Consider the following 7,065-nt stretch of genomic DNA (forward strand, 5'->3'; position numbering starts at 1 on the left):
TAACTGAGCGCGGAAGGCGTTTTAAAGAGCTTTGTTGCCGCCGCAGCAAAGCTCCCTTCTTTATCGAGGGTATCGAGAATTATCAACACATCCAGCAGTGGTTTCATACTCGTTCCTGACAGTCACGAGTCATGCCCCACAGCGGTTACTGCATGGGCATCACCAGCGGGTTTGGATACTGATATTCAAACCCAAGTTCGTTGCAGATACGGTTGCCATCCACCAGCTTACCGTGGCCCTTTTGCGCTTCAGCTCGGAAGTTTGGTGCCTCGAGGTTCATCTGACGCGCCATTAAAGAATAGAACTCGGAACGTGATGGGTGACCTGGCGCACATAAATTATAGATGTGACCACCTTTTGGAGCCTGTAACAACAGTGTAATCGCTGAAATTACATCTTCCAGATGTACCAGATTGACGCCATGAGACCCATTCGCCACATCGGTTTTTCCCGCTAAAAAGCGTCCTGGATGGCGTTCCGGCCCGACTAACCCCGCCAGGCGCAGAATATCGACCGAGGTCCCTGGTAAATCATGCAACCAGGTTTCCAGTTCTTTCAGTACCCGGCCACTGGCGGTCACGGGTTCAAGCGGCGTGGTTTCTTTCACTGTCCCTTCTCGTTCGCCATAGACCGAGGTGGAGCTGGTGAAAATGACCCGTGGAATATTGTGAGCTAACGCGCTATCAACAATTTCCTGCACAGCTTGCAGGTAAAAATCATCACCTTCGCCCGTTCGGCGAGCCGGCAGAGTCATCACCAGCGCATCAACATCGAGCAGTGCATCAAGATCATCACTGTCGCAAATCAGTTCTGGTGTCAGCTGCAATTGGTAACTGTCGATTCCACTCATCCGCGCAGCTTCCACACCATCGAGAGTGGTTTTGCTGCCAGTCACTTGCCAGCCACGCGCTGATAAAGACATCGCAAGCGGCATTCCCAGCCACCCTAACCCGACAATCGCAACCTTTTTCATGCCTTCTCTCCTGGATTTCAGCATATCTCTCTGCTGTACTTTTTACCCCTCTAATAAGGCTACGCCACGTTATGACAACTGACAATCAGTGGTGCTAAACAGAATATTAATTGAGAAGCTAAAAAGCTCTTGCACTGAATGGCGAATCTGGTTTACGTTAAACGCACATCATGAATAAACATTCATACGAGATTTTTATGACACGCGTTCAAATGACTACTCACCATCATCACCATCATCCTGACTAGTCTTTCAGGCGATGTGTGCTGGGAGACGAAAAAATCTTCCAGTGGTGCATGAACGTGTCAATAAGCCCCCGGAAGATTTCTTCCGGGGGCTTTTTTTTGGGCGTCAATCAAGAATTTTTTTAAGGAATTAACCCATGTTAGACAACACACGTTTACGCATAGCTATTCAGAAATCAGGCCGTTTAAGCGATGACTCACGCGAATTACTCGCTCGCTGTGGCATAAAAATTAACCTGCACACTCAGCGTCTGATTGCGCTGGCAGAAAATATGCCCATCGACATTTTGCGTGTTCGTGATGACGATATTCCTGGGCTGATTATGGACGGTGTAGTGGATCTGGGCATTATTGGCGAAAACGTGTTGGAAGAAGAGTTGCTGACTCGTCGCGCTCAGGGCGAAGACCCACGTTACTTCACGCTGCGTCGCCTTGATTTCGGTGGCTGTCGTTTTTCACTGGCGGTTTCCGTTGATGACCCTTGGGATGGCCCTGCAAGCCTCAATAACAAACGTATCGCGACCTCTTACCCGCACCTGTTAAAGCGCTACCTTGATGGCAAAGGTGTGCAATTTAAATCCTGTTTATTGAACGGTTCTGTTGAAGTTGCCCCGCGTGCTGGCCTGGCTGATGCCATTTGTGACCTGGTCTCTACCGGTGCAACGCTTGAAGCCAACGGCCTGCGTGAAGTCGAAGTGATTTACCGCTCCAAAGCCTGTTTGATTCAGCGTGACGGTGAAATGCCCGCCGTCAAACAGCAACTTATCGACAAACTGATGACCCGTATTCAAGGTGTGATTCAGGCACGTGAGTCTAAATACATCATGCTGCATGCACCGAGTGAGCGCCTGGACGAGATTATCTCCCTGCTGCCGGGTGCTGAGCGCCCAACGATTCTGCCGCTGGCAGGCGATCAGCAGCGCGTTGCGATGCACATGGTCAGTAGCGAAACCCTGTTCTGGGAAACCATGGAAAAACTGAAAGCGCTGGGTGCCAGTTCCATTCTGGTGTTACCTATTGAGAAGATGATGGAGTAACACCATGGCAAACTTCAATACGTTGATTAACTGGAATGAGTGCGATGCAGCAGCACAAAAGTCGTTACTGACTCGCCCGGCGATTTCGGCCTCGGAAAGCATTACCCGCACAGTCGCAGATATTATCAATAATGTGAAAACTAACGGCGATGCGGCATTGCGCGAATACAGCGCAAAATTCGATAACACGATCGTTGCGCAACTCAAAGTTAGCGAGGGTGAAATTGCCGCCGCCGTGGAGCGTTTGGGGAGCGAGATTAAAGACGCAATGGCCGTCGCGGTGGCAAATATCGAAAAATTCCACGTCGCCCAACAGTTGGCAACAGTGGATATCGAAACGATGCCGGGCGTGCGCTGCCAACAGGTCACCCGCCCCGTTGCGTCTGTCGGTCTGTATATTCCTGGTGGTTCAGCGCCACTGTTTTCAACCGTATTGATGCTTGCCACACCCGCAAGAATTGCAGGATGCAAAAAAGTGGTGTTGTGCTCGCCACCACCGATTGCGGATGAAATTCTCTATGCCGCACAGCTTTGCGGCGTGCAGGAAGTGTTTCAAGTGGGCGGTGCGCAGGCGATTGCTGCACTGGCACTGGGTAGCGAAAGCATTCCGAAAGTGGATAAAATCTTTGGCCCAGGCAACGCTTTTGTGACCGAAGCAAAACGCCAGGTCAGCCAGCGCCTTGATGGTGCAGCCATCGACATGCCAGCGGGCCCATCGGAAGTGTTAGTGATTGCCGATAGCGGCGCAACGCCAGACTTTGTCGCCTCTGATCTGCTTTCCCAGGCCGAACACGGCCCGGACTCACAGGTGATTTTACTGACGCCAGATAGCGATATGGCACAGGCCGTCGCTGAAGCCGTCGAGCGCCAGCTTGCCGCTTTGCCGCGCGCTGAAACCGCCCGTAAAGCACTGGAAAGCAGCCGTCTGATTGTGGCTCGCGACCTTGAGCAATGCATTGAAATTTCTAACCAGTATGGCCCAGAGCACCTGATTATTCAGACGCGTAACGCCCGTGAGTGGGTGGACAGCATTACCAGCGCCGGCTCGGTATTCCTCGGTGACTGGTCACCGGAATCGGCAGGTGATTACGCTTCAGGTACTAACCACGTGCTGCCGACTTATGGTTACACCTCGACCTGTTCAAGCCTTGGGCTGGCCGATTTCCAGAAACGCATGACGGTTCAGGAATTGTCACCACAAGGTTTCGCCAGTCTGGCTAAAACGATTGAAACTCTGGCTGCCGCTGAGTTGCTGGATGCCCACAAAAACGCCGTTACCCTGCGCGTTGCTGCCCTTGCCTGCAATAAAGAGAAGGAGATGTAATGAGCATTGAAGAGTTAGCCCGCGAAAACGTCCGCGCCCTGACCCCTTATCAGTCGGCTCGCCGTCTGGGTGGTAATGGCGATGTGTGGTTGAACGCCAACGAGTACCCGACTGCGGTTGAATTTGAACTGACGCAACAGACACTTAACCGCTATCCAGAATGCCAGCCCAAACTGGTCATTCAGCGCTATGCAGAATATGCAGGTGTTAGGCCTGAGCAGGTGTTAGTCAGCCGTGGCGCGGATGAAGGCATTGAACTGCTGATGCGTGCCTTCTGTGAACCTGGCAAAGATGCCGTGCTTTACTGCCCGCCGACATACGGCATGTACAGTGTGAGCGCTGAAACCATCGGTGTGGAATGTCGCACCGTGCCGACACTTGCAAACTGGCAGCTCGATTTGCCCGCCATTGCGGAAAATCTTGATGGCGTTAAAGTGATTTATGTTTGCAGCCCGAACAACCCAACCGGCCAATTAATCAATCCTCAGGATTTACGTGTCTTGTTGGAGATGGCGCGTGGCAAAGCGCTGGTCGTGGCGGATGAAGCCTATATCGAGTTTTGCCCACAGGCGACCCTGGCTGGTTGGTTGAGCGAATACCCGCACCTTGTGGTGCTGCGCACGCTTTCGAAAGCCTTTGCGCTGGCCGGTCTGCGTTGTGGCTTTACGCTGGCAAATGAAGAGGTGATTAATTTGCTGATGAAGGTCATCGCCCCTTACCCACTTTCCACGCCAGTTGCCGATATTGCGGCCCAGGCATTAAGCCCGCAGGGAATTAATGCCATGCGTGAGCGCGTGGCGCAAATACTGGTCAATCGCCAATATCTGGTCACTGCGTTGCAGGACGTTGACTGCGTTGAGCAAGTTTTCGACACCGAAACCAACTATGTTCTGGTACGCATCACCGCCTCAAGTTCTGTATTTAAATCGTTGTGGGATCAGGGCATTATCTTACGCGACCAAAACAAACAACCCTCATTAAGCGGCTGCCTGCGTATTAGCATCGGCACCCGTTCAGAGTGCGAGCGCACCATCGCTGCGTTACGTGAACAACCCGGCCTTGCGGCCACGGAGAGCGTGTGAGCCAGAAAATTCTTTTTATCGACCGTGACGGCACTTTAATTTCCGAACCACCTTCAGATTTCCAGGTGGATCGCATGGATAAACTGGCCTTTGAGCCTGCGGTGATCCCTGCCCTGCTGCAATTGCAAAAAGCGGGCTACAAACTGGTGATGATCACCAATCAAGACGGTTTGGGGACTGACAGTTTCCCTCAAGCGGATTTCGATGGCCCACACAACCTGATGATGCAGGTGTTTACCTCTCAGGGTGTGAATTTTGACGATACGTTGATTTGCCCGCATTTACCGGCAGATAACTGTGATTGCCGTAAGCCTAAAATCGCGATGGTAACAGGCTACCTGGAAGAGGGCGTGCTGGATAAGCCAAACAGCTATGTGATTGGCGACCGCGCCACCGACATTGAGCTTGCCGAAAACATGGGGATTCAGGGGCTGCGCTACCACGGTGAAACGCTGAACTGGCCGATGATCAGTGAACAACTCACCAAGCGTGACCGTTACGCTCGCGTTGAACGTGTAACCAAAGAGACGCAAATTGACGTGAAAGTGTGGCTCGACCGTGAAGGCGGTAGCAAAATCCACACGGGCGTCGGCTTCTTTGACCACATGCTGGACCAGATTTCGACCCACGGCGGCTTCCGCATGGACATTAGCGTGAAAGGTGACCTTTACATTGACGATCACCACACCGTAGAAGACACGGGTCTTGCGCTCGGCGAAGCGCTGAAAATCGCGCTGGGTGATAAACGCGGCATTACCCGCTTTGGCTTTACCTTGCCGATGGACGAATGCCTGGCCCGCTGTGCGCTGGATATTTCCGGCCGCCCGCACCTTGAATACAAAGCTGAATTCAACTTCCAGCGCGTGGGTGATTTAAGCACCGAGATGGTCGAACACTTCTTCCGTTCGCTCTCTTACACCATGGGCGTGACGCTGCACCTGAAAACCAAAGGCAAAAACGACCATCACCGTGTCGAAAGCCTGTTTAAAGTCTTTGGCCGTACACTCCGCCAGGCGATTCGGGTTGAAGGTGATACGCTGCCCTCCTCAAAAGGAGTGTTGTAATGGACGTGGTCATCCTTGATACCGGCTGCGCTAACCTGCACTCGGTAAGATCGGCCATTCAACGGCACGGCTATGAGCCCGTGGTGAGCCGTGAACCGGATGTTGTACTGCGCGCCGATAAACTCTTTTTGCCCGGCGTGGGTACCGCTCAGGCAGCAATGAACCAAATCCGCGAGCGTGAGCTGGTCGAGCTGATTAAAGCCTGTACCCAACCGGTACTGGGGATTTGCCTCGGCATGCAACTTTTAGCTTCGCGCAGCGACGAAAGCAACGGCGTGGAAATGCTCGGCATCATTGAAGAGCCGGTGTTAAAAATGGCCGACCACGGTTTGCCTTTGCCACACATGGGCTGGAACCGCGTCTATCCCAAAGCCGGTGACCGCTTGTTCCGTGGAATCGACGATGGTGACTATTTTTACTTTGTGCACAGCTACGCGATGCCGGTATGTACCAATACCATTGCGCAGGCCAGCTACGGCGAAGCGTTCACCGCTGCGGTGCAAAAAGATAACTTCTTTGGCGTGCAGTTCCACCCGGAACGTTCAGGTGTGGCAGGCGCAAAATTACTGAAAAACTTCCTGGAGATGTAAGCACCATGATTATTCCCGCTCTCGACTTAATAGACGGCACAGTGGTGCGCCTCCATCAGGGGGATTACGGCCAACAGCGCGATTACGGCAACGACCCGTTACCGCGTCTGCAAGATTATGAAGCGCAAGGTGCACAAGTATTACATCTTGTGGATTTAACCGGTGCAAAAGACCCAGCAAAACGCCAGATCCCACTGATTAAAACTCTGGTTGCGGGCGTGAACGTGCCGGTGCAAGTCGGCGGTGGCGTACGCACGGAAGAAGACGTTGCAGCATTGCTGGATGCCGGTGTGGCGCGTGTCGTCGTGGGTTCAACCGCAGTAAAATCACCAGAAGTAGTAAAAGCCTGGTTTACCCGCTTTGGTGCAGATGCCCTGGTGTTAGCGCTGGACGTGCGCATCGACGAACAAGGCAACAAACACGTCGCGGTAAGTGGCTGGCAAGAGAACTCCGGTGTAACGCTGGAAGAACTGGTAGAAACCTATCTCCCTGTCGGGCTCAAGCACGTGCTGTGTACCGATATTTCCCGCGACGGCACGCTGGCGGGCTCGAACGTTTCGCTGTATGAAGAAGTTTGCGCACGGTTCCCGCAAGTGGCATTCCAGTCTTCCGGCGGCATTGGCGACATCGACGATATTGCCGCATTGCGTGGCACTGGCGTACAGGGTGTGATTGTCGGTCGCGCACTGCTGGAAGGGAAATTCAACGTAACGGAGGCGATCTCATGCTGGCAAAACGGATAATTCCTTG

General features: G+C 52.9%; 8 protein-coding genes, 1 pseudogene and 1 other annotated feature. Of the genes and pseudogenes, 7 read left to right on the top strand and 2 right to left on the bottom strand.

Annotated elements, in window-relative coordinates; genetic code table 11:
* Positions 1-107, bottom strand: a pseudogene (locus tag VJY99_RS18205) (LysR family transcriptional regulator); the annotation flags it as partial.
* A gap of 38 nt (positions 108-145) precedes the next feature.
* Positions 146-973 carry an SDR family oxidoreductase gene (locus VJY99_RS18210; protein ID WP_324120991.1) on the bottom strand — a complete coding sequence of 276 codons (828 nt, stop codon included), beginning with the start codon at positions 971-973 and terminating at the stop codon, positions 146-148.
* 197 nt (positions 974-1,170) lie between these two features.
* Here VJY99_RS18210 and hisL point away from each other — a divergent pair, with 197 nt between their 5' ends.
* The 7 genes from hisL to hisA all read left to right on the top strand — a co-directional run bounded on the left by hisL (position 1,171) and on the right by hisA (position 7,058).
* Positions 1,171-1,221, top strand: coding sequence for a his operon leader peptide (hisL, locus tag VJY99_RS18215; protein WP_324121007.1), 51 nt, complete (start codon positions 1,171-1,173; stop codon positions 1,219-1,221).
* Positions 1,197-1,319: a sequence feature (His leader region), on the top strand. It overlaps the preceding gene by 25 nt.
* Positions 1,320-1,355: 36 nt before the next feature.
* Complete coding sequence (gene hisG / locus VJY99_RS18220) at positions 1,356-2,255, top strand: ATP phosphoribosyltransferase (protein WP_324120993.1); 900 nt, start codon at positions 1,356-1,358, stop codon at positions 2,253-2,255.
* A 4-nt stretch (positions 2,256-2,259) separates the two neighbouring features.
* A complete protein-coding gene (gene hisD, locus VJY99_RS18225) occupies positions 2,260-3,579 on the top strand; it encodes a histidinol dehydrogenase (RefSeq protein ID WP_324120995.1) in 1,320 nt (439 codons plus the stop codon).
* Entirely contained in the window at positions 3,579-4,661 is a 1,083-nt protein-coding gene (gene hisC, locus VJY99_RS18230) for a histidinol-phosphate transaminase (protein WP_324120997.1), read from the top strand. The genes hisD and hisC overlap by 1 nt, the downstream gene beginning before the upstream one ends.
* Complete coding sequence (gene hisB / locus VJY99_RS18235) at positions 4,658-5,725, top strand: bifunctional histidinol-phosphatase/imidazoleglycerol-phosphate dehydratase HisB (protein ID WP_324120999.1); 1,068 nt, start codon at positions 4,658-4,660, stop codon at positions 5,723-5,725. The genes hisC and hisB overlap by 4 nt, the downstream gene beginning before the upstream one ends.
* Positions 5,725-6,315 (top strand): imidazole glycerol phosphate synthase subunit HisH, encoded by a 591-nt coding sequence (gene hisH / locus VJY99_RS18240; protein ID WP_324121001.1) that lies wholly within the window; start codon positions 5,725-5,727, stop codon positions 6,313-6,315. The genes hisB and hisH overlap by 1 nt, the downstream gene beginning before the upstream one ends.
* Before the next feature lie 5 nt (positions 6,316-6,320).
* Positions 6,321-7,058, top strand: a complete 738-nt coding sequence (gene hisA / locus VJY99_RS18245; RefSeq protein ID WP_324121003.1) for a 1-(5-phosphoribosyl)-5-[(5-phosphoribosylamino)methylideneamino]imidazole-4-carboxamide isomerase — start codon at positions 6,321-6,323, stop codon at positions 7,056-7,058.
* The last annotated feature ends 7 nt before the right edge of the window (positions 7,059-7,065 follow it).

The sequence above is a fragment of the Buttiauxella sp. genome, assembly GCF_035271705.1.
In the GTDB taxonomy this organism is placed as follows: Bacteria; Pseudomonadota; Gammaproteobacteria; order Enterobacterales; family Enterobacteriaceae; genus Buttiauxella.

What these genes read in the sequence shown, in the direction of transcription:
- VJY99_RS18210 (WP_324120991.1), bottom strand. Translation starts at nt 973, where the DNA reads ATGAAAAAGGTTGCGATTGTCGGGTTAGGGTGGCTGGGAATGCCGCTT.
- hisG (WP_324120993.1), top strand. Translation starts at nt 1,356, where the DNA reads ATGTTAGACAACACACGTTTACGCATAGCTATTCAGAAATCAGGCCGT.
- hisD (WP_324120995.1), top strand. Translation starts at nt 2,260, where the DNA reads ATGGCAAACTTCAATACGTTGATTAACTGGAATGAGTGCGATGCAGCA.
- hisC (WP_324120997.1), top strand. Translation starts at nt 3,579, where the DNA reads ATGAGCATTGAAGAGTTAGCCCGCGAAAACGTCCGCGCCCTGACCCCT.
- hisH (WP_324121001.1), top strand. Translation starts at nt 5,725, where the DNA reads ATGGACGTGGTCATCCTTGATACCGGCTGCGCTAACCTGCACTCGGTA.
- hisA (WP_324121003.1), top strand. Translation starts at nt 6,321, where the DNA reads ATGATTATTCCCGCTCTCGACTTAATAGACGGCACAGTGGTGCGCCTC.